This window comes from Dietzia timorensis, from assembly GCF_020742175.1.
Lineage (GTDB): Bacteria > Actinomycetota > Actinomycetes > Mycobacteriales > Mycobacteriaceae > Dietzia > Dietzia timorensis_A.
Window position 1 is genome coordinate 1 of sequence record NZ_DYXM01000075.1, and the last position, 21,628, is coordinate 21,628.

At 63.2% G+C, this 21,628-nt stretch carries 17 protein-coding genes and 2 riboswitches; of the genes, 8 read left to right on the forward strand and 9 right to left on the reverse strand.

The features are described from left to right. The 3 genes from K8V11_RS03930 to K8V11_RS03940 all read right to left on the reverse strand — a co-directional run. Window positions 1-1,236, reverse strand: a 1,236-nt coding sequence (locus K8V11_RS03930) for a lipase family protein (RefSeq protein ID WP_303911097.1), incomplete at its 3' end; no start/stop codon positions are given. Window positions 1,237-1,329: 93 nt separating this feature from the next. Beyond that, window positions 1,330-4,050, reverse strand: coding sequence for a bifunctional GNAT family N-acetyltransferase/acetate--CoA ligase family protein (locus K8V11_RS03935; RefSeq protein ID WP_303911098.1), 2,721 nt, complete (start codon window positions 4,048-4,050; stop codon window positions 1,330-1,332). Window positions 4,051-4,094: 44 nt separating this feature from the next. Next, window positions 4,095-5,333, reverse strand: coding sequence for an acetoin utilization protein AcuC (locus K8V11_RS03940; protein WP_303911099.1), 1,239 nt, complete (start codon window positions 5,331-5,333; stop codon window positions 4,095-4,097). A 271-nt stretch (window positions 5,334-5,604) separates the two neighbouring features. On the opposite strand from K8V11_RS03940, the gene K8V11_RS03945 reads away from it, so the two are divergent. Both K8V11_RS03945 and galE read left to right on the forward strand, forming a co-directional pair. Next, window positions 5,605-6,288, forward strand: coding sequence for a metal-dependent transcriptional regulator (locus K8V11_RS03945; protein WP_303911100.1), 684 nt, complete (start codon window positions 5,605-5,607; stop codon window positions 6,286-6,288). Further along, on the forward strand, window positions 6,285-7,262 hold the full coding sequence (gene galE / locus K8V11_RS03950) for a UDP-glucose 4-epimerase GalE (protein ID WP_303911101.1): 978 nt from the start codon (window positions 6,285-6,287) through the stop codon (window positions 7,260-7,262). The genes K8V11_RS03945 and galE overlap by 4 nt, the downstream gene beginning before the upstream one ends. 13 nt (window positions 7,263-7,275) lie before the next feature. Here the strand turns inward: galE and K8V11_RS03955 are convergent, their stop codons facing one another. After that, window positions 7,276-8,541, reverse strand: a complete 1,266-nt coding sequence (locus tag K8V11_RS03955) for a DUF4192 domain-containing protein (protein ID WP_303911102.1) — start codon at window positions 8,539-8,541, stop codon at window positions 7,276-7,278. Between the two features lie 232 nt (window positions 8,542-8,773). On the opposite strand from K8V11_RS03955, the gene K8V11_RS03960 reads away from it, so the two are divergent. The 5 genes from K8V11_RS03960 to K8V11_RS03980 all read left to right on the forward strand — a co-directional run bounded on the left by K8V11_RS03960 (window position 8,774) and on the right by K8V11_RS03980 (window position 14,450). After that, window positions 8,774-9,736, forward strand: coding sequence for a proteasome assembly chaperone family protein (locus K8V11_RS03960; protein WP_303911103.1), 963 nt, complete (start codon window positions 8,774-8,776; stop codon window positions 9,734-9,736). Between the two features lie 112 nt (window positions 9,737-9,848). After that, window positions 9,849-12,395, forward strand: a complete 2,547-nt coding sequence (locus tag K8V11_RS03965) for an RNA helicase (protein WP_303911104.1) — start codon at window positions 9,849-9,851, stop codon at window positions 12,393-12,395. A 49-nt stretch (window positions 12,396-12,444) separates the two neighbouring features. Further along, window positions 12,445-12,894, forward strand: a complete 450-nt coding sequence (locus tag K8V11_RS03970) for a DUF3817 domain-containing protein (protein ID WP_303911105.1) — start codon at window positions 12,445-12,447, stop codon at window positions 12,892-12,894. A 103-nt stretch (window positions 12,895-12,997) separates the two neighbouring features. Further along, window positions 12,998-13,789, forward strand: coding sequence for an NUDIX domain-containing protein (locus K8V11_RS03975; protein ID WP_303911106.1), 792 nt, complete (start codon window positions 12,998-13,000; stop codon window positions 13,787-13,789). 94 nt (window positions 13,790-13,883) lie between these two features. Then, window positions 13,884-14,450 carry a hypothetical protein gene (locus K8V11_RS03980; protein WP_303911107.1) on the forward strand — a complete coding sequence of 189 codons (567 nt, stop codon included), beginning with the start codon at window positions 13,884-13,886 and terminating at the stop codon, window positions 14,448-14,450. A gap of 248 nt (window positions 14,451-14,698) precedes the next feature. Here K8V11_RS03980 and K8V11_RS03985 read toward each other — a convergent pair whose 3' ends face one another. The 3 genes from K8V11_RS03985 to K8V11_RS03995 form a co-directional block, all read right to left on the reverse strand. Next, window positions 14,699-15,481: a hypothetical protein gene (locus K8V11_RS03985; protein ID WP_303911108.1), complete on the reverse strand. Its 783-nt coding sequence runs from the start codon at window positions 15,479-15,481 to the stop codon at window positions 14,699-14,701. Window positions 15,482-15,696: 215 nt separating this feature from the next. Then, window positions 15,697-18,570 (reverse strand): aminomethyl-transferring glycine dehydrogenase, encoded by a 2,874-nt coding sequence (gcvP, locus tag K8V11_RS03990; RefSeq protein WP_303911109.1) that lies wholly within the window; start codon window positions 18,568-18,570, stop codon window positions 15,697-15,699. Between the two features lie 92 nt (window positions 18,571-18,662). Beyond that, a riboswitch (glycine riboswitch) is annotated at window positions 18,663-18,779 on the reverse strand. Continuing rightward, window positions 18,780-18,879, reverse strand: a riboswitch (glycine riboswitch). A gap of 54 nt (window positions 18,880-18,933) precedes the next feature. Next, window positions 18,934-19,146 (reverse strand): hypothetical protein, encoded by a 213-nt coding sequence (locus K8V11_RS03995; protein WP_303911110.1) that lies wholly within the window; start codon window positions 19,144-19,146, stop codon window positions 18,934-18,936. Between the two features lie 113 nt (window positions 19,147-19,259). On the opposite strand from K8V11_RS03995, the gene K8V11_RS04000 reads away from it, so the two are divergent. Further along, the gene (locus tag K8V11_RS04000; RefSeq protein ID WP_303911111.1) at window positions 19,260-20,165 is read left to right on the forward strand and encodes a LysR family transcriptional regulator; all 906 of its coding nucleotides are present in this window, start codon (window positions 19,260-19,262) and stop codon (window positions 20,163-20,165) included. 47 nt (window positions 20,166-20,212) lie between these two features. Here K8V11_RS04000 and K8V11_RS04005 read toward each other — a convergent pair whose 3' ends face one another. Together K8V11_RS04005 and K8V11_RS04010 are read right to left on the reverse strand one after the other, a co-directional pair. Then, a complete protein-coding gene (locus K8V11_RS04005) occupies window positions 20,213-20,818 on the reverse strand; it encodes a MerR family transcriptional regulator (RefSeq protein ID WP_303911117.1) in 606 nt (201 codons plus the stop codon). Between the two features lie 339 nt (window positions 20,819-21,157). Then, window positions 21,158-21,622: a bifunctional nuclease family protein gene (locus K8V11_RS04010; protein ID WP_303911118.1), complete on the reverse strand. Its 465-nt coding sequence runs from the start codon at window positions 21,620-21,622 to the stop codon at window positions 21,158-21,160. Between the last annotated feature and the right edge of the window lie 6 nt (window positions 21,623-21,628).

Below are 21,628 nucleotides of genomic sequence, written 5' to 3' on the forward strand. Positions count from 1 at the left end.
GCCGCACCATTGGCCGGCGAGGTCCTTCGCCTGCTGGTAATCGACCGTCGGGTCGTGGGGGCCCGAGACGATCATCGCCGGAGCCTGCGGCACGCGCGCGCCCAGACGCTGCTCCTCCATCGCCGCCTTGCCGGCGGGGATCTCGTCCAGCAGCTCATCGAGCTTCTGCCCCGACTCCGTCCACTCGGAGGTCGTGTGACCGCCGTAGTTTTCGCTGATCTCGTCGGTACACATCGTCGACAGCTCATCGAGCGCGGCGTACCCGTCCGGCGACAGGTTCGCGGCGAGGTCGGCGTCCAGGTCCGGGTAACGGTCGACGAGACCGTTGATCGTGAAACCGATCGCGCCGGTGAGCTCCGAACCGTCGATATGCCGCTGTACCGCGTTGAGATCGGCCGGCGGCGCGGACGAATACGATCCGGCTACGTCGAGGTCCGGGGCGTACTCAGATGCGGATTCCGCGGCCGACGCCGAAGCGCCGCCTCCCTGGGAATGCCCGTAGAACGCGACCTTGCCGAACTGTCCGCCGCGCTCGCCCACGAGGTTGCGCGTCGCCCGTGCGGCATCAAGCATCGCGTGTGCCTGTTCGGCCCGGTTCATGTAGGTGTGGATGCCCGGAGTTCCCATCCCGACATAGTCGGTGACGACCACACGCACCCCGGCAGAGGCGAACACCCAGTCATAAAGCCCCTCGAGCGCAACCTTTCGCCCTGACTGGAGCGGATCGGGCTGATTATCGAGCGGCCAGTTCCGCGAAGGCGCGCACTGATCGCCCTGCCCGATCGTGCCACGACCGATGACGACGGTCGGCCGCTCCCCCGCGCCGTTCCACGGCACCGTCGGTTCGACGACGTATCCGCTGACGGGAATCGCGTTCCCGTGCATGTCTGTCGTCGAATACACGATCTTCTCGGCCGTGTCGGGCACGCTGAAATCGAGGCCCGTAAAGACGGGCGCATACGGTGCCTGGAGTGTGCGGAGCACGCCGCCCGGCGCTTCCGCTTCCAGCCCCTCGGTCTCGTAGAAGGGGTCGATATCGCCGTGCTCGACGCGCGGGGCGAGCCCGGACGAGCCGAAGTCGGCCATCCCCTGCGCGAGAGAATCGGGAGCGGGCGCGAGCGGATCGGCGGCGGCAGCAGGTACGGCGGTGGCGACAAGCCCGGCACTGGCGACGAGGGCACACAGGCCACGAGAGGCCCGCGAGCGGAATACAGAGGACTCGATACGGTTTCTCATGAACCGAGTATGTGCTTATCATCACACTTAAATCCGTGGATTGCCCATATTCGGAACAGATAATTGAACAAAGGTCCAGGAGACGTTGGTCCGCTAGCGGAGCCGCCTCGGCCCGACCTCGTTCCCCCGCCGTGGTGCAGGTCCGAGCACGACCTCGGCGTAGAGCACGGCCGCCTCGGTGGCGCCGGCCAGCGCGGGCTCCACGAAGGCGAGACGCATCTCCGGCACCTCCTCCGCAAGCACGGACAGCCGCACCATGAGGTCGACGATCTTCTTTTTGTTCGCAGGTGCCTCACCGGAGATCCCGTCGAGAATCGGCGCGGCGGCGGGACGGTGCAGAAGCCTGTCAGCTTGCGAGGGTGTCAGCGGAAGCGCGGAGTACGCCCGGTCGCCGAGCATTTGGGTGATCATCCCCGAGAGCCCGAACGAGATGAGGGAGCCGAAAATGGGATGGTCCCCGACCTTCATCGTCACGCCCGTCCCGCGCGGCGCCATCTTCTGCACGTGTATCGGCCCGCTTCGCCCGGCCGAGGAATCCAGCTCCTCGAAAGCGCGGCGCACCGACGCCGCATCGCCGATGTCGAGGCGCACCCCGGACATGTCGCTGCGCCTGCGCCATTTCTCGCTCATCGCCTTGACCGCCACCGGGTACCCGAGTTCCTCAGCCGCATAGGTCGCCTGCTCAGCATCCTGCACCACGCGATACTCGACGATGTTGATTCCGAAGCACTTGAGTAGCTGGCGGGTCTGCCCCTGCGACAGCTTTACGTCGCCGTTGCCGGCCCTGCGGGTCCAGATCGAATCGACGAGCTCCCTCGCACGGGAGATGTCGATGTCTGACACCTCCATCGGTTCTTCCGCGGGGTGCGAGAGCCACCGCTGGTAGGTCAGCGCCCGACTCAGCGCGGAGATCGCGCGTTCGGGGTAGCCGTACGACGGGATCGACCCGCGCAGGGGCTGTCCCTGCTCGTCGCGAACAGTGAGCCCCTCCGGCAGGCCCTCGACAGCGAGGAAGGTACTCGCCACCGGCTTCGTCGAGTCCCGCGCCGCCTCGCGGATCGCCTCCGCATACGCCTCGACATTGCGTTGGACGGGAGGGACGAACACGGCGAGGACAGCATCGACGCCGTCATCCTGCACCGCCTCGGCCACGGCCCGGGAGAACTCTTCCGGCGCGGCGGCTGCGCCGAGGTCGACCGACCTGACGACCTCGAGGCCCTCGCCCTCCGCGGCATCGGCGCCGAGATTGGATACGGCCGTAGAGTTCGCAACGATCGCCAACCGCGGCCCCTCGGGCAGAGGCTGGTACGCGAGCAGCGCCGCGGTGTCGAACATCTCCGGCAACGAGGTCACCGGGATCAGGCCTATATCGTTGTAGAGTTCGTTGGCCGCCTGTGGCGAAATGTCCGGGAACTGGCCCGCCGCGGCGTCGGAAGACCGATGCACCACGACGACGGGCTTATTGCGCGCCACGCGCCGGGCGATACGCGAGAACTTGCGGGGGTTACCGAACGATTCGAGGTACAGCAAGACGACCTCGGTATCGACCTCGGTGTCCCAGAACTGCAGCAGGTCATTGCCCGAAAGGTCGGCGCGGTTCCCTGCGGAGACGAACGTGGACAGCCCGAGCCCGCGCCGCATCGCCGAGTCGAGAATGGCGATGCCCAGCGCACCGGACTGGCAGAAGAATCCGATCTTGCCCGGCGCCGGGATGCGGTTGGCAAGCGTGGAGTTGAGCCGGATGGCCGGGTCGTTGTTGATGACGCCGAGGGCGTTGGGCCCCACCACGCGCATGCCGTGCGCGCGTGCCTCCGCCACCAGTTTGCGCTCGGAGACGATGCCCTCCCCGCCGATGTCGGAGAACCCTGCGGAGATCACCACGAGCGTAGACACCCCCTTGGCGAGGCAATCCTCGAGCACCTCCTGCATCGAGCCTGCGGGTACCGCGACAACGGCGAGATCGACAGGGTCCGGGATGTCGCTCAGCGCCGGGTAGGCGCGGATGGACAGGATCGAGCGCGCATCGGAGTTCACCGGATACACCGGGCCCTCGAAACCGGAGTCGAGCAGATTCTTCAGGACGGCGTGGCCGAGTTTGCTCGGCTGGTCGGATGCGCCGATGACGGCGATCGAGCTCGGATTCAGGACCCTGGCGACGCTGCGTGCCTCCGCGGCGGCCTCCCGGGAGTTCCGCACCGAGGTCAGCGCGTCACTCGGGTCGATGTCGAATTCGAGGTGGATCGCCGAACCGTCGAAGCTGCGAGACACGTCGTACCCGGCGCGGCGGAACACCTGGATCATCTGCCGGTTCTCCGAGAGCACCTCGGCCTCGAAACGGCGGATCCCACTCTCGGCCGCCGCGCCGGCGAGATGTTCGAGAAAGATCGAACCGAGCCCGCGCCCCTGATGGTCGTCGGAGATCGTGAAGGCGACCTCGGCGATGGGCGAGCCCTCTTGCCCCTCATACACGGCCATGCCGATTATCTCGCTACCTAGGAGAGCGACGAACGCCATGCGGTTGACGTAGTCGATGTGTGTCATGCGCTTGAGCTCGCTGTCCCCGAGGACGTTGTGCGAACCGAAATAGCGCAGGTATCTCGTGCGTTCGCTCAGCGTCGAGTGGAACCTCTGCAACTCGTCCGCGTCTGAGGGGAGCACGGGACGGATGCGCACGGCGCGACCGTCGGAGCCGAGGACGTCGGCGGCCCAGTCGGCGCGGTAGCCCTCGGGGGGAAGATCTGCGGGAGCCTCGCGCGACGATTCGTGTTCGGGCGCAGCCTCGACCGCGTTGTCGGCTGCGTGTTCATTAGCCATTGTCTACTCCTCCGAACAGTGGGCTGGCTCGAATCGCGATCGCGCTAATCGCGAGGATCGTCGGGATCCAATCCCAGGGGCGGAAACGCCGCCCTTCTCGTATCGAGTATGGCTTGGTCCAAGCGTGCCATCGACCGATCGTCGGCCAGCGCCACCGCCGCGCCGGGCCCAAGCTCCCACGGGGAGAATGAGGTGTCTCCGCCGTCACTCATGGTGGTGGGCACTTTGGACGGGTTCGCGACCTCCGCGGCGAGGTCCCGCCACTCTGCGGGAGTCTCGGTGTCCGGCGGGACGTCGCGGTCCAGCATGGTGGCGATGAGATGGGTCCACGAGCGGGGGACGACGCGGGTGAGCTCGTAACCGCCGCCGCCCACGGCGATGATCTTGCCGTCGCACAGTTCGTCGGCCAGCGCGCGCACTTCCCTGTAGGACGCGCGGTGCCCATCGACGGTGAGCGAGAGGTCGGCGATCATGTCCTCCTTGTGGCTGTCGCAGCCTCCCTGGAGGACGATGATCTCGGGTTCGAAGGCGCGGAGCGCGCCAGGGACGATCGCGTGGAAGCCGCGCATCCACTGCGAATCCGTGGTTCCCGGCAACAGCGGAAGGTTGACGACGGTCCCCTCGCTCGCTCCGTCGCCGATTTCCGAGGACCAGCCGGTCATCGGCCACAACGTCGCCGGGTGCTGGTGCAGTGACACCGTAAGGACGCGGGGATCGTCATAGAACGCGGCCTGGACACCGTCACCGTGGTGTACGTCGACGTCTACGTAGGCGATCTTCTTGAACCCCTGTTCCAGCAGCCAATGGATGGCAATGGCGCAATCGTTATACACGCAGAACCCGGCCGCGGCGTTGCGCATCGCGTGATGCATGCCGCCCGCCACGGAAATTGCGCGCTTCATCCGCCCTGATGCCACCTCTCTGGCTGCCGTGAGTGTGCTTCCCGCGATCGCCGCGCTCGCCTCATGCATGTGCGGGAATGTGGGGTTATCGGCAGTGCCAAGTCCGTGTGGCAAGCCCGGGTGCTCGCCGGGCTCCATCGTCGACGCACTCTTGACCGCGTCGACGTACCTGATCGCGTGAATCCGCAACAGATCCTGTTCGGTGGCCCCGCCCGGGGCGAGAATATCGACCTCGTCGAGAACGCCTAGCGAGGTCGCGAGCGACATCGTCAACGCCAACCGGTGTGGGCTCATGGGATGGTCCTGCGAGTGCTTGTACTTGAGCAGCTCCGGACTCCACACGACCGACGCCGGCAGAGAATCCCCTTGTTCCCTGGCCACTGGCACCCCTCCCCACCTGCGGCATCCACCCTTCCGCAGTTCGTTCGACAACTCACTTCGAGTGACCTTCGTAACTCTAGTTCGCAACAGGCAAAGATGAGGGACAACTCGGAATCTACGAGGTCCGAACACTATGGGAATAAGTAGCTAAGATGACGGTGTTCGACGAAGTAGTTAAAACTATTTCGGCAGACTACGACTTTTTCCATTTCGGATCGTTGTTACCTGTGTGACGCGGTGGCGCCGGCGTGGTTTCTCGAAAGGAGCGAGTGTGAAGGACCTGGTGGACACCACCGAAATGTACTTACGCACTATTTTTGAGCTCGAAGAAGAGGGAATTGTCCCTTTGCGGGCTCGTATTGCGGAGCGCCTGGAGCAGAGCGGCCCCACGGTCAGCCAGACCATCGCCCGCATGGAGCGTGACGGTCTGGTGTTCGTCGCCTCCGATCGGCACCTCGAACTCACTGCCAAGGGCCGCGAAACGGCTGTCAACGTCATGCGCAAGCACCGTCTCGCCGAGCGCTTGCTCGTCGATGTCATCGGGCTCGAGCTCGAGAAGGTGCACGACGAAGCATGCCGTTGGGAGCACGTCATCAGCGAGGACGTGGAGCGCCGCCTGGTCAACGTCCTCAACAAGCCGACGGTGTCCCCGTATGGCAATCCGATCCCGGGCCTCGACGCGCTCGGCATCGACGTCGAAGCCGAAAAGAACACCTTCCCCCGCCTCGCCGAGATTCCGATGGGGCAGGAGATGAATGTGCGCATCCACGCTCTCGGCGAGCAGGTGCAGTCCGACTCGGAGTTCTTCCACACAATTTGCGAGCTCGACGTCTCCCCTGGCTTCCCCGCGAAGGCCAAGCGCATCGGCCACACGGTCACATTGACGACCGACAAGGGAACCATCGAAATCGATCAGGACAAGGCGCACGCCATCCGTATCGAGGTCAGCGAGTGAGGGTTCTCGTTACCGGCGGGGCCGGCTATGTCGGTAGCTGCTGCGCGGCCGAGCTGATTTCCCGTGGCCACGAGGTCGTCGTCCTCGACGACCTGTCTACCGGCAACCGCGACGGTGTCCCGCCCGAAGCCACCTTCATCGAGGGCGACCTCCTCAACGATTCGGCCCGTGCGCTTGAGGGCGTCGACGCGGTGATCCACTGCGCGGCCCGTTCGCTTGTCGGCGAGTCCGTGGAACAGCCCGCCGAGTATTGGCATGGAAACGTGGTTTCCACGCTCGCGCTGCTCGACGCGATGCGCGAGGCGAATGTGAAGAACATCGTGTTCTCCTCGACTGCCGCCACTTACGGCGAGCCCGAGCAGGTTCCCATCACCGAGGACATGCCGACACGCCCGACGAACACGTACGGGGCAACGAAGCTCGCCATCGACATGGCGATCACGTCTTACTGCGTCGCCTACGGGTTTGCCGCAACCAGCTTGCGGTACTTCAACGTCGCGGGGGCGCACCTCGGTTTCGGCGAGAATCGCGTGGTCGAGACCCATCTCATTCCGCTGGTACTGCAGGTCGCTGCCGGACATCGCGAGAAGATCTTCGTCTTCGGTGACGACTGGCCGACACCAGACGGCACCTGTGTGCGCGACTACATTCATGTCGGCGACCTGGCGGACGCGCACATGCTCGCTCTCGAGAGCAACGAAGAAGGTGAGCACAGGATCTTCAACCTCGGAAGTGGCGAGGGTTTCTCGGTACAAGAGGTGATCGACGTGTGCCGCACCGTTACCGGACACGAGATTCCCGCGCAGGTGTCGCCGCGTCGCGCCGGCGACCCCGCGACGCTCGTCGCGTCGTCCGAACGGGCGAAGTCGGCGCTCGGTTGGAAGCCGTCCAGGACCGAACTCACTACCGTCGTCGAGGATGCGTGGGAGTTTCTCCGCGCATTGGGAGACAAGGCGCACTCCGCGACCAAGTAGCACCGCCTTTGCGTCAGGCCGGAATTTGGTCGTCCACGTCCATCAATTCGGCGAGGATGGCGCAGACCTTTTCCGGCGATGTGCCTCTCTGGAGCAGGGACAGGATTAGTTTGTTGAAGTACGGCATGAAACCCGTCCGCTGCGCGGCTTCGAAACAGACGACGGCATGTATGCCGCTGCCGCGGAGATAGTGGCTCGTTCCATTCAACAGCAGCGCCCCTCCCCTCGCCCTGTCGCTGCCGCGCCGGGAGATCTCCATCAACACGTCGAGATCTCCCGGTTCGGCCCCGAGATAATCGGAATCCTCGATGTCAACGTCGAACTGTTCGTTGATTGCTATCGCGTACTGGCCGGCGACCATTTCCGTAAGTAGGTGGGAGCAGATCTCCGCCGAACCGAGAATCGCCCCTGCCTCGCTGAGTTCGTCCTGCCCGAAAGGTCTCGGCAGACGGGCGATCTCCCGTAGCCGATCTGCATATCTGTGCAGGTCTGAAAGAGTGAATCCGAAACCGTACGCCGATTCCAATGGCTCTGCCACGATGTCGTCGTCGTCCGCGATTCGGTCATACACCTGCTCGATAGCGCGACGGCTCGAGTAGATCGGGATTCCGGTGGCCACCGTCTCCGCGGCGAGTTTGCCGGCACGCGGATCCTCCTGGACCCCGAGTTCGTCGTCCGTTCCCCGGCCCGGCCGCCAGGGCGCGCCCGCGGATATCTCCTCCGCGAGAAGCACGACCGTCAACTCGGTGCCCGCCAGCCCCGCAGCTGTTTCCAGGTACTGCACGAAAGTATCCGACGCCTCCCACCCGAGAGAGCCCGGAGAGCAGGCGTCAGGAAGGAGGACAACGACGCACGCACGGTCCAGATTCTGGCTCGACATCAACGTCGCGACCTGGGCCGCGTACTCCCCGGCTTCCTCCGCATCCTGTTCGAGGATCTGCTGCAACGGGGTGCTCACGTCGTCGAGCCTGTCCTCGAGGTAGTCGCGTGCCGCGTAGGAGCACACGTCGTCGATGTCCTGGGCATCACGTTCGTGCAGGTGCAGATGCGCCCCGTACAGCACGTCGAGAGGGATATCGATGCGCATGACCGGGGTGCCGTCGATGCCGCCACGAATACTGCCCACGATCACCACGCTCGGGGCCTCCGGCGTGAATTGAATGATCCCCGGGATCTCGGAAATAAGGTTCCCAGGCCTCGATATCGTCAGCGTCGGCCGCTCGGCCTGGGTGCGCGCCCTGCTCGTGTTTCGCTTCGCCGATTTCTTTCGCTTGTGCATGGTGAGTCACTTCCCGTTTTCGATTCTTGCCCGTGTCCGTAACGCGTTCGCACCCTCTACGACGCCCTCGGCGGACGATCTGGCTCCCCTCGTCGGCGGGAAATGTTTCCGCGCGGGCGTGGAATTATTCCTTCAGCTGCGTCGTTGGACTAGATAGTCCGCAATTATCGCGTCGGGGTTGTTAGCCCGTCGCCGCGGAACCGCAGAAATTAGACAGTTAGGACATCAGCCCATGAGCTCTTCGGAGAAGCTTTACGAACTGGTATTCCCCACCCCGTCGCTGTCCGACGTGGCCGGTCGGGGTCCCATCCTCGTGCACGGTTTGGAAGGTTTTTCTGACGCCGGACGTGCCGTGCGCCAGGTGACGGAGCATATTCGCGAGCACAACCATTCGGAATTGATCGCGAAGTTCAATCCGGACGAGCTCGTGGACTATCGATCCCGCCGGCCGGCGATGACATACTCGTACGATCATTTCGTCGGATACGACCAGCCGCAGCTTTCGCTGCACGCTATTACCACGCCGGATGATCACACGTTCCTGCTGCTTTCCGGTTTCGAACCGGACATGAAGTGGGAGGCCTTCGCAGCTGCGGTCACCCACCTGTCCGCCGAGTTCGGCGTCAAGCTGGCGATCGGTCTCGGGTCGATGCCACTGAACGTGCCCCACACCCGCCCGATCCGCTCAAGCGCCCATTCTCGGGAGATCGAACTCCTCGAGGGCTTCTCGACGTGGCCGGGCGAGTTCAAGATCCCCGGAAGCGCGGATTCGCTGCTCGAGGTAAAGCTTGCCGAACAGGGCTTCTCGACCATGGGCTTCACGGCGCATGTGCCGCATTACCTTTCACAGTCCGAGTACCCGGCGGCCGCAATCCGTCTCGTCGAGGACGTCAATCGGATTTCCGGTCTCGGTATCGCGGTCGGCGAGCTCGAAACCGAGCAGCGGAAGTTCGATGCGGCCCTTCAGGTGCAGGTCTCGGGCAACGCCGAGATCGGTCAGATGGTCGAGGGACTGGAAAAGAACTACGACGAGATCCTGTCTGCTCGCGAATCCCAGAATTCCCTCGCGCCGGCCGAAGGCCCACTTCCCACAGGAGACGAACTCGGCGCCGAGCTGGAACAGTTCCTCATGCAACACGGCGACGAAGACGCCGACGGCGACGGCCCCTTCGGCGGAAACTCGTCCGGAAATTAGCCCACCTAACGGGAAGGTCCTTACCTAGCAAGTGCACCGCGCTCCGCGCACGCTTCGGCGTCGCGGAGCGCTCTGCATTTCGGCCACACCGATAACGGATAGACTTGCCGCCGTGTCCCTGAGCGAATACTTGTCCGATCTCGACGATGTCCCCGAGTCCCTTTTCGACGACGCCCTGCTGGACACGTTCACCCGGTGGGTGACCGACAGTGGGCTTTCCCTCTATCCGCATCAGGAAGAGGCGGCCTTCGAGTTGGTCGCGGACAATCACGTGGTGTTGTCCACGCCGACAGGATCAGGCAAATCGCTCGTTGCCGTCGCCGCGCATTTCTTCGCGATGGCACGGGGCCAGAAGTCTTTCTATACCGCGCCGATCAAGGCTCTGGTGAGCGAGAAGTTCTTCGCACTATGTGAAGTGTTCGGCGCGGAGAACGTCGGCATGATGACCGGCGACGCCGCCGTCAACACCTCTGCGCCCATCGTCTGCGCGACGGCCGAAATCGTCGCGAATATCGCGCTTCGGGACGGCGACAACAGCGACATCGGCCAGGTTGTGATGGACGAATTCCATTACTTTTCCGAACCCGATCGCGGCTGGGCCTGGCAGGTTCCGCTGCTCTCGCTCACCAAGTGCCAGTTTCTGCTCATGTCCGCGACACTCGGCAACGTCGATTGGCTCGTCGAAGGGGTCGAGGCGAAGACGTCCCGTTCGGTATCGGTGGTTGCCGGCGCGGAACGCCCTGTGCCGTTGTCGTTCGACTACGTGCTCACACCGGTACCCGACACGGTCGAACTGCTCCTCAGAGACGGCAAGGCGCCGATTTATATCGTCCACTTCACTCAGCTTTCGGCGATCGAGCAGGCGCAGGCTCTGATCACGAAGAACCTCGTGTCGAAGGAGTCCAAGGAGAAGATCGCGGCGGAGATCAAGGGGTTCCGCTTCTCCACATCGTTCGGCAAGACGCTGTCGAAGCTGCTGCGCTCGGGAGTCGGCGTCCATCACGCCGGCATGCTGCCGAAATATCGGCGCCTGGTGGAAAAGCTCGCGCAGGATGGCCTGCTGCCGGTGATCTGCGGCACCGACACTCTCGGTGTGGGCATCAACGTGCCAATTCACACCGTCCTTTTCACGGCGCTGTCGAAATTCGACGGCCAACGCCAGCGCGTCCTCAAATCGCGTGAGTTCCATCAGATCGCCGGCCGCGCCGGTCGTGCCGGATTCGACACCGAGGGCGTGGTTGTCGTCCAAGCGCCGGAGCACGAAATCGAGAACGCAAAGGCTGCCGCCAAGGCGCAGAACAACCCGAAGAAAAAGAACAAGCAGCAGAAAAAGAAGCCGCCGGAAGGCTTCATCAACTGGAATACGGCGACATTTGAGAAGTTGGTTTCCGCACCGCCGGAACAGTTGATCAGTCGCTTTCAGATCAATAACTCGATCCTGCTCAACATCATCTCGGGCCCGGGAAGCTGCTACGACAAGACGAAGTCGCTCATCCTCGACTCCTACGAGACTCGCGCAGCCAAGCGCAAGCACGCGCTTCGGGCGTTTTCGCTCTTCCGGAGCCTTGAAGCGGATGAGCTCGTGCGACGAATCGATACGCCGGACGACACGGGGCGGCACGTGGAGCTTGTCCCGCAGCTGCAGGCCGACTTCGCGCTGAATCAGCCGCTTGCGCCATTCGCGGTGGCCGCGATGGACATTCCGGACCCGGATTCCGATTCCTACGCCGTCGATGTCATTTCGATCATCGAGTCGGTGCTCGAAGATCCGCGTCCGCTCCTCATTGGTCAGCAGAAAAAGCTCAGAGGGGATGCCATCGCCGACCTCAAGGCCGATGGGCTCGACTATCACGAACGCATGGCGATCGTCGACGAAATCTCCTGGCCCAAACCGCTCAGCGATCAGCTCGACGCAGCCTTCGAGGCCTACGCCCAGTCCCACCCGTGGGCCCGGGGCACCGATGTCTCTCCCAAGGCCGTCGTTCGCGACATGGTCGAGAAGGGAATGAACTTTTCCGACCTCGTGTCGACCTACGGTGCCGCGCGCGCAGAAGGGGTGGTCCTGCGCTATCTCACCGACGCCTACCGCACAATGCGCCAGACGATTCCGACCGCGAAACGAACCGAAGAGCTCGACGACATCATCAACTGGCTGGGCGAGCTCATCCGTCAGGTCGATTCCAGTCTTCTGGACGAGTGGGAGGAGCTGTCCGATCCTGAGGCAGCGAATCGGCCCATGGATCAGGACAAGGCATTCGGAGAGGATTCCGCGCGCCCTCTCACCGGCAATGCCAAGGCGTTCACCCGGATGGTGCGCAGCGCGATGTTCCGCCGCGTCGAGCTTCTCGCGCGCGACGACATCAAGCGTCTCGAGGAACTCGACGAGACGGTGGAAGACCACCCCGACTGGGACCGCGAGATCGACCCCTATTGGGACGAGTACGACCAGATCGGTATCGGCCCGGACGCGCGCGGGCCGCATTTGTTCACCGTCCGCACCTCGGGTGGGGATGTCGACATGGGCACGTGGCGAGTGCGTCAGGTCCTCGATGACCCCGAAGGTGACCACGGATGGGCCATCGAGGGTGTTGTTGATCTCAATGCCTCCGATGTGGAGGGTGAAGTGAGGTTCGCGTCGCTTAGGCTGGTGGACGGCTAGTTTTTAGCCGCGCTTCATTCTCACGTCTGGTTAGGGGTGCCCTCTTCACATGGGTCCGATTACATTGTTCCGGCGCTTTGCGCTTGCCGAGGTCGTCACGTGGACGCTGCTTATCGCAGGCATGATCCTCAAGTACGGTTTCGATCAACCGTGGGCAACGTCGATCGGAGGCGCCATCCACGGCTTCGTGTTCCTCTGCTACGTGGTGGTCATCGTGTTCCTCGCGATCGACCAGAAGTGGAAGCCCGTCCATACCATCGCCGGTCTCGTATCGGCCGTGATCCCCTACGCGACGATTCCGTATGAACGGTGGGCGCTCAAGCAGCCGATCGTCACGGATCCGTGGCGCCTGCGCGCGGGCGGCGAGACGCCGAAATCCCCGCTCGAGAAGGTCGCTGCGGCCGTTATCGCCCGCCCCGCAACTGCTGCCGGCATCGCGCTCGTCGTCGTCATCATCGTCTTCATCCTGCTTCTCATCGTCGGCCCGCCTGTCGGATAGTCCGCGCGAATACAACGGAGTCGCCCACCCTTTCAGGTAACGGGGACTAACCGTCTTCGCCGTTCCGTCGCCGGGCACGCCGTTTCGGGGCACAATCGGCTCCATGGCACATCAGGGTCAGGTTCAACCCGAGCAAGTTGATGCGGCGTCCGTTCCCGTCGCCGACGCCGCGACGATTCTGCTGCTCCGCGACGCGGGCACCGGCGTAGAGGTGTTTTCCATCCGGCGGGCGGCGTCGATGGTCTTCGCCGGCGGGGTCATCGCCTTTCCCGGCGGCGGGGTCGATCCCTCCGATTACGATCCGCTCCCTGCGGCAGGCCCCGATGGCGGAGAATGGTCCAGAAGGCTCGGCGTCGATGCTCCCCGTGCTCAGGCGATCGTCTCCGCCGCAGTGCGCGAGTGCTTCGAAGAGACGGGCATGCTTCTCACATCCCCCGCCCATTCAATGTCTTATGACGGCGGACCTGACCGATCCCTATGGGCACCTTGGCGATCACGCGTCGATTCTCACGAGATTTCGATGGGCGAAATGCTTCGCGATAACGCGCTCGTCGCCGACACCGGGCGCCTTGTCGAGCTGTCGCGCTGGATCACTCCCGTCGGCCCACCTCGCCGCTACGACACGTTTTTCTTCGGCATCGAGCTAACTTCCGGCGATCCGCACGAGCCCGATGGGCACTGCGGCGAGTTCGACGATTCCGGCTGGTCGCGCCCGAAGGACATGCTCGATGCTTCCGCGCGCTCGGAGGTTCACCTCCTTCCGCCGACGCTCGCGCATTTCGAAGAGCTGGCTGCTGCTGATTCGGTCAGGGGGTATCTCGACCGGGAGCCGACCATGGCACCGGTAAATAACGACTTGCCAGGCCAAATACGTCGACCGCCGCACCATTCGTAGCATTGTGGATTGGAAGCCACTTCGGTTCTGGACGTAGAATTCGTTCGGATAAAGTGTATTAAGCCAAATGGATTGTGAAGATTAGGGGACTTGCGTGCGTTCGAAGACGTCGACCGTGATGAAGATGGGCGTTCTCGCCCTCATCGTCCCCTTGGCTTCCGCCTGCGGCGGAAACGACGAGGAGCGGCTAGCGGCTCCCCCGGACGCCGTGATGCCCCAGTCGGCCAACTTTGCCGAACCGCATTCAGTGCCCGTCGGCAACGGTAGCCTCTCCCTTTTCGTACAACCGCTGCGACTCGAGACGAACTCGAGTGGCAGCGAGCCGCAGGAAGTGCTCATCGCGGATGTCGGTGCATCTGCCGAATTCGGTCAGCCGTACCTCGATCCCGAACAGTTCCATGCCTACGCCTCGGATGGGATGGAGTTCCAGCGCTTGGAGGACCCGGAGTCCTTCCTCGGCAATCCGCTTGAGCGCACCGATATCACCGAACCGGGCGAAACCGTCGAAGGTTCCGTCGGTTTCATCGTGCCGCCCGGCTCACGTATCGGCCGGCTCGATTTCTCCACACCCGAGTCGACGCTCTCGTATACCGTCGTCCTCCAGCCGGTCAACCCGGCCTCCGCAACAGCAGAACCCACCGACGACTCCGCGTCGGGGTAATCGCGAGATTCTCGGTGCCTGATTCGCAACGAGCCGCTGGGCAGGAGGCCGCTCCCCTTGCCGCCCATCCCTGCCGAAATCTCTGCGATTGGCACCCGACCCGAGGAACCAACGCCGGCTTGAGCGTCTACGCCTGTAGAGGCTGCGGATCCCAATGGACAGTCGCAGAGCCATGGACTCCCATCAACGCCGATGGCCGTATCCATCCAGACATTCTCGCGGCCCGCAAGGCCGGACACTGAGTGCAGCTAGCCCCGCACGCCCCTCCGGTCTAGCGAACCGAGCTCATGCCAGGACTTGACCAACCACATTTCGACGAGCTCCGGCGCCGTCCTCGCTTCCTTCGCCCAATCGTGGATCGTTTCCTGAAACACGCTGAAGTTTCGCGTCGTCAAGGACTCACTCGCATCGAACTCGTGCCAGCCGCAACGGATGAGCATATTTATCGCCGCAGGCTCGACAGGCACGACGCGTGGAGCCCTACGCGCAATTGATAGCGCGGCGAGGAAATGCGTCGAAACCACAGGCCCTAATCCCGGGACATTCTGGCCATCCTCAAGCCGCCCAAGCCACGTATCCGGGTGCTGAAGCACGGCGAAGGCAAGGTCGCGGTCTTCGATAAAGCTCGCCGATGCTGCGAGAGCCGACGGGACCTCGGCGAAATACCCGTCGCCACTGTCCTCGCTATACCGGTGGAAGACTCTCCGATTGCGACGGTGCGGGTGCCCGCTCGACCATGCCGCGCACAGGTAGAGCAGCGTGAGGAGATGCCCGGCATCGTTCGACCGTTCGGCATTGCGCGCCAGCTCCATCGCAGCCGATTCTCGTGCCCAGAAGAAGGGGCTCTCGTCTACGTCGCCGTTGAAGCGGGCGTGGGTAAAGATATCGAGGCGACTGATCTCAGCGATCCCGGTATCGACGATCTCGCCATCGGGCCCCCTGCCCAATAACGTGACCGGGACTCTGTGCTCCCAGAGTTTGAGGTTCCACCAGTCGAGATCGACCGTCGCGGCGTCTTCGTATAGAGCCATGGGTAATGGCTGCCTTCGACACCATTCGACCATTGCGTACGGAGCGGGAATGGGCTCGAACCTGCGGTGCGACCCGGTGCTGTGGCTACTAAGAAAAATCATGGGCTTAGCATTGCGCACGGGTCTGACATTTTGAATCGGCGCCGACGTGAAAGGGGGGCAGACGACCGTCATGGTCGTCTGCCCCTTTCACGTTCAGCAGCCCGGCAGGCCTATTACTCGGCGAATGCCTCGATCGGCGGGCACGAGCATGCAAGGTTGCGGTCACCGTAGGCACCATCGATACGACGGGTAGCCGGCCAGACCTTCGCACGCCACGCGTGGCCGAGAGGATAGGCGGCCTGCTTGCGGGTGTACGGGTGGTCCCACTCGTCCTCGGTAACACATGCGGCGGTGTGAGGGGCACCGCGCAGCGGGCTGGTCTCCGCCGTCCACTCGCCGCTGGAGATCTTGTCGATCTCCCCACGGATCGACGCCAGCGCCTCGATGAATGCGTCGAGCTCGGCGAGGTTTTCCGACTCGGTGGGCTCGACCATGAGGGTGTTCGGAACCGGGAAGCTCATCGTCGGAGCGTGGAACCCGTAGTCGGCCAGGCGCTTGGCGACGTCGTCGATGCTCACACCCGTCTCCTTGATGAGCGGGCGGAAATCGAGAATGCACTCGTGGGCGACCCAACCATTCTTCCCCGTGTACAGCACGGGGAAGAACTCGGAGATCCGACGCGCGAGGTAGTTCGCGTTGGCGATCGCCGTAAGTGTCGCCTGGCGCAGCCCGTTGGCGCCCATCATCCGAATGTAGGCCCACGTGATCGGCAGGATCGATGCGGAGCCGAACGGTGCGGAGGACACCGGCGCGCGGTTCTCCATCCCGTCTTCGTACGGGTGCCCAGGCAGGAACGGCGCGAGGTGCTCTGCGACCGCCACCGGACCTACACCCGGCCCGCCGCCGCCGTGCGGAATGCAAAAAGTCTTGTGCAGGTTGAGATGCGAGACGTCTCCGCCGAAGCGGCCGGGGCGCGCGATCCCGACGAGTGCGTTGAGGTTCGCGCCGTCGATATAGACCTGGCCTCCGGCGTCATGAACGGTTGCGCAGATCTCGTCGATCGCGTGCTCGTACACACCATGGGTCGACGGGTAGGTGATCATGATGCCGGCGATCTCCCCGGCGTGCTTGTCGATCTTGGCGCGCAGGTCATCGACGTCGATATCGCCCGAATCGAGACTGCCCACCACGACGACCTTGAGTCCGGCAAGAGCCGCAGACGCGGCGTTGGTACCGTGCGCCGACGACGGGATGAGCATGATGCGACGCTCGGCCTCCCCGCGTGAACGGTGGTACTCGCGGATCGCCAGCAGGCCCGCGTATTCGCCCTGCGAACCGGCGTTGGGTTGCAGGCTGACGGCGGAGTAACCGGTGATATCGACCAGCCACTGCTCGACGTCGGAGATGAGCTCGCGGATCCCGGTCGTCTGCTCCTTCGGGGCGAACGGATGCAGGCGGCCGAACTCGGGCCAGGTGATCGCCTCCATCTCCGTGGCAGCGTTGAGCTTCATCGTGCACGAGCCCAGCGGGATCATCGTGCGGTCGAGCGCCATGTCCTTGTCCGAGAGCGCACGCAGGTAGCGCATCATCGCGGTTTCGGTGTGGTAGTCGGTGAATGCCGGGTGGTCCATATAACCGGTGGTGCGGTCTCCGTACTCGGAGTCGGCCTCGACGGTCGGCGTTGCCGACACGCCGAAGGCCTCTACAACGGTAGCGAGATGCGCGTCCGTGGTCGTCTCGTCGGTCGAAAGCACCACCTCGTCCTGTCCGCGCTGCCAGAGGTTGACTCCTCGCTCGCGCGCCGCGGTCACGATGGCTTCGGCGCGGCCCGGGACGCGTGCGAGAACGGTGTCGAAGAAATCGTCGTGGACGACCTCGACTCCCCCATCCTTGAGCGCAGTGGCCAGTGACGCCGCGCGCGCGTGCACCTCGCGGGCGATCCCGCGCAGCCCCTCGGGGCCGTGGTACGAGGCGTACATCGCGGCCATCACCGCGAGGAGCACCTGCGCGGTGCAGATATTCGACGTCGCCTTATCGCGGCGAATGTGCTGCTCGCGCGTCTGCAGCGCGAGGCGGTATCCGACGTGCCCGTCGGCGTCGTTCGACACACCCACGAGACGGCCGGGCAATTGGCGGGCGTCCTTTTCACGGCACGACATGAAGCCGGCGTGCGGGCCGCCGAAGCCCATCGGCACACCGAAGCGCTGTGCGGAACCGAAGCACACATCTGCGCCCAGATCTCCGGCCGGGGTGAGTACGGACGCAGCCAGGAGGTCCACGCCGGCGGCGACGAGAACTTCGCGATCGTGGCAGGAGTCGATAAGCTTCTTCACCGATTCCGGCGGAGCGACACGGCCGGAGGCGCCCGGCGTCTGGATGATCGCCCCGAAGAAGTCGCCCTCCGGCAGGCCCTCATCGATGAGGTTTGCCTCGACAACCTCGAAGTCGAGTGCCTCTGCACGAGTACGGATGATCGCTGCGGTCTGGCCGAAGAGATCGGAGTCGATGGCGACGCGGTTGGACTTGTTCTTCCGGTTGATCCGGCCGATCATCGTCATCGCCTCGGCCGCTGCCGTGCCCTCGTCGAGCATCGAGGATCCGGCCATTTCGAGGCCGGTGAGTTCGGCGACCATCGTCTGGAAGTTGATCAGTGCTTCGAGTCGTCCCTGCGAGATCTCGGGTTGGTACGGGGTGTAGCCCGTGTACCAGGCGGGGTTTTCGAGCACGTTACGCAGGATCACCGAAGGGGTGATCGTGTCGTAGTACCCCTGTCCGATCATCGACACGGCGACGGTGTTCTTGTCGGCGAGGGCACGCAGTTCGGCGAGTGCCTCCGATTCGGACACCGGCTCCGGAAGCGCATCGATACCAGCCGCAAGTCCTTCGCCATCAACCTCGTCGACAATCACCGAGGGAAACGCTGAATCCGCGAGTTCGGTAAGCGACTCGACACCGATGGTCTTGAGAATGCGATCCATCTCGCTCGCGTCAGGTCCGATGTGGCGGCGAATAAAATCGCTGGAGTGGCTGTTTGGCGTCGACGTCAAAGGAAGCTCCTCAGGGAGTGTCGGGGTGAGCGCGGGGTGCGCCCATCGGGCCGAGCCGCTCGGCGCGGCGGGCTACTACTGCTTGGTCGTGCCCCTCTCCCTCTGTCCCTACCGGTGCTGAACGCGCCGGCGCCTGAGAGATTCACCGACTAAGCGCGGCTTTCCCCGTTGGCGGGCGACCGGGGCCGCCACTCTCCAGAGACGCATGCGATGCCGATTCGGTCCGTGGTGCCTGAGAGTTTCCCGGAGAGGAGTTGCTCCTTCGGCGTCTGATCGCGAGCGTGATCAGATCTCTCCCGAACGGCTATGCGTGCACCCGAGCTTACGTTGGTGGACGTGCGACGATCAAACACCACCGGCTATTCACTCGGAGCGGTCGACGGCGATAAAAGGATTCACTCCGTCGGTAATGCGCCAACCGCTACGGAGCTTCTTGCTCACCCCCTCGTCCAGCCCGGTTGCATCACCTATGCGGGACTCGTATTTCAACCTCATCCAACCGATCACTATGTACTCAGCAACGACGACCGCGACGCCGACGAACAATAACGACAGGGCGATAACTAAAGAGAACACCGGAACCTCCATAACGTCCTTCAGGGTGGGACCCTTTCGACTATTCGGAAGTCCGGCGTTAAGGACAAGCGATTATTTCTTCACAATCGTTCGCGTTTGCTTAAACTAGCAGGATGATCGATCTCCACCGTCTGAGGGTTTTTCGAGCAGTAGTCGCCGCTGGCTCTATCAGTGCGGCATCCGAATCCCTGGGCTACACAAAAAGCGCCATAAGTCAGCAACTCAATGCCTTCGCACGGGAAACGGGATTGACACTGTTCGTCCGCTCCGGGCGCGGTCTCTCGCTCACAGGTGCGGGAAAAGAACTCTTCGACGCCAGTCGCACATTGGTCCGCGAGCATGCAGCACTGGAAACTCTCGTCGACTCACTGAATGAAGGGCGACGTTCGCCGCTCGTGCTCGGCACCTTTGCCTCCGCCGGTGAGGCTCTCCTGCCGCAGGTACTCGCAGAACTGTCCAGCGAATACACCGACCCCCCTGTCAATGTTGTCCTCAGCGACATCGCGCCTCCTGCTACCCGCCCTGACGTCGATCTGCGCGTGGAAGTACCCGGCCAAGAGACACCAGTCCCGCATGGGTACACCCGCGTCGAAATCACGACTGACCCGTATGTAGCAGTCCTTCCTCCGGCGCACCGACTCGCGGATAGGCCAGCGATCAGGCTCGGCGAGTTGAAGGACGAGAAATGGATACGGGATGACGTCGCAGAAAGCCCATGCTCCGTCATTGCCGCGATGGCGTGGCACGCAGCAGGGTTCGCGCCTACGTCGGTAATTCAAGCGGCCGACCACCACAGCGCTATCGCGTTTGTCGCCGCCGGCCTGGGGGTTTGCATCATGCCACGTCTCGCCGCGAAGTCCGCAGCACAGGGCGTTCGAATCGTTGAGGTTCAGGCTCCAACGCCCCGACGGACAATCGTCGCTCACCTGCATGATTCGGTGAATCAGCATCCGCTCGCTTCGGCGTTGATAACCCGAATCACAAACAAGCTCGCAGAAACGACAACGCCCGCCCCCTAGCACGGTGGCCATAGGGACAGGCGTTATAGGACTCGTCCTGTTTGGGACTAACCCGTACGGCGCTGACGGGCGCGGCGGCGCGAGGCGAGCTCGTCCTCGACAGCCGGTGCTTCCTCTTCGAGGTCCTCGATACGAACTGCGGGAAGTTCGGCGATGGTCCCGGTGAGGTCTCGCATTGCCCCGGCGATGCCGATCCCGAACACTCCTTGCCCACCGTTGAGAATGTCGATGACCTCAGACTGGTCCGTGCATTCGAAGATCGTCTTGCCATCGGAAACGAGCATGATGTTCGAAAGGTCCTCGACGCCGCGAGAACGAATCTGATCCACAGCGCGGCGGATGTTCTGAAGAGAGATGCCCGTATCCAACAGGCCCTTCACGATCTTCAGAACCAGGAGATCCTTGAAGGAATACAGGCGCTGCGAACCCGAACCATGTGCGTTTCGGATGGAGGGCTTCACCAGATCGGTGCGCGCCCAGTAGTCGAGCTGGCGGTAAGTAATCCCCGCGACCTGGAGCGCGGTGGGAACGCGGTAGCCCATGGTCTCGTCCGGGATAACGTCGTCCGGGAAGAGCCCCGGCTCGACGTCATTGAGGCTGCCTTGCACGGGGCCGGCTGCGGCCGGCGCTGGAGCAACGGTCTCGAGGGTCAGTTCGGTCTGGGATTCATCCCCATGGGCAGCCGTACCCCGAGTTTTGTCGACCACGTCGCTCCCTTTCTGCCTGACTATCGTCTACCCGATCTCCCATACGGGATTCGGTGCAATTTCAGAAATACATCTGTGAAATTTCACAGGCGTTGTTTGCATTCAATACGCTATGACCGTTTGTCTGGACAATCAATAGGACACGCGGATTCTCTAAACCTAAAGTTGAGGTTGAGACTGATGTCCTAGCAGCGCATTGGTAATGATGTGGCGATAGTGATTTAACATCTACGCAGGTCGAAGGGAATTCGGGGCTACCCGATTCAGAATATGCGAGCTGCGGGGTTATTCATCCTTGAAGTCCTCCGGCGAGACATGATCGAGGAACTCGCGGAAGGCTTCGACGTCGACCTCACCCTCGTCGTCGAGGTTGATCGCCACCTCGTCTACGACCGCCGACGCTGCGAAAATCTGTGCGTCGGCACGCAGCGCGATTGCGATCGCGTCCGAAGGCCGTGCCGACACCCTCACGCCCTTACCGATTATCAGGTCGGAGTAGAAAGTGCCGCGGTCGACGCTGGTGATCTCAACACGCTCCAGGGTCTGGCCTAACGCGGTGATGAGCTCGAGATGCAGGTCATGCGACAGTGGCCGCTCGGGCACAACACCCTGCTGGTGCATCGAGATCGCAGCGGCCTCGGATGCGCCGATCCAGATGGGTAGTACGCGGTTCCCCGAAACTTCGCGAAGGATAAGCACCGGTGCGTAGTCGGGTTCTTCGAACCGGACGCCAACGACTCGGAGTTCGATCTGTTC